Origin of the sequence: Benzoatithermus flavus (assembly GCF_037908215.1) — a bacterium.
Lineage (GTDB): Bacteria > Pseudomonadota > Alphaproteobacteria > Geminicoccales > Geminicoccaceae > Benzoatithermus > Benzoatithermus flavus.
The window spans coordinates 1-515 of the sequence record NZ_JBBLZC010000150.1; the positions used below are offsets into that span (position 1 = coordinate 1).

Annotated in this window: 2 pseudogenes; both read left to right on the top strand. The window is 57.9% G+C overall.

The annotated features are described in order from the left end of the window. A pseudogene (locus U1T56_RS24620) lies at positions 1-302 on the top strand (histidinol-phosphatase HisJ); the annotation flags it as partial. A 92-nt stretch (positions 303-394) separates the two neighbouring features. Further along, positions 395-515: pseudogene (locus tag U1T56_RS24625) on the top strand (GAF domain-containing protein); the annotation flags it as partial.

Consider the following 515-nt stretch of genomic DNA (forward strand, 5'->3'; position numbering starts at 1 on the left):
TGACGCTTGTGCGCAAGTTCCAACGCCGTTTCCCATGCTTGGAACCAATGGATGAGTGGATTGTTGCCATTCTCGATGACATCAAGCAGTTCGGCTATGAATTGGACTACAACGGCGCCGGCGCCGCCAAACCGCTCTGCCTTGAGCCATATCCGCCGGGCGGCGTGATCGCCGAGGCGCGGCGGCGGGGCATCCCAATCGTCTACGGATCCGACGCCCATCGCGCCGCCGACTTGCACCAAGGACGGGAGAGGATGGACCGCGAGGCGCTTTCGGTTGACAACCGCCCGCAGCCGTCATAAAATAGGCGAATCAGCCATTTCCCTGCTTGCATCCTGCTGGATGTTGAGGCCAGAGTCCTGCTCCAACCATGATGAAAAAGGAGGCTAGTTCTATGTTTCGTCCCATGGCTTACAACGGAACACGCGAAGAAAATTACGCGCTCGTCATCGAACAGCTGAAATCGCTCATTTCCGGGGAACCCAACTTCATCGCCAACTTGGCGAACGCAGCCG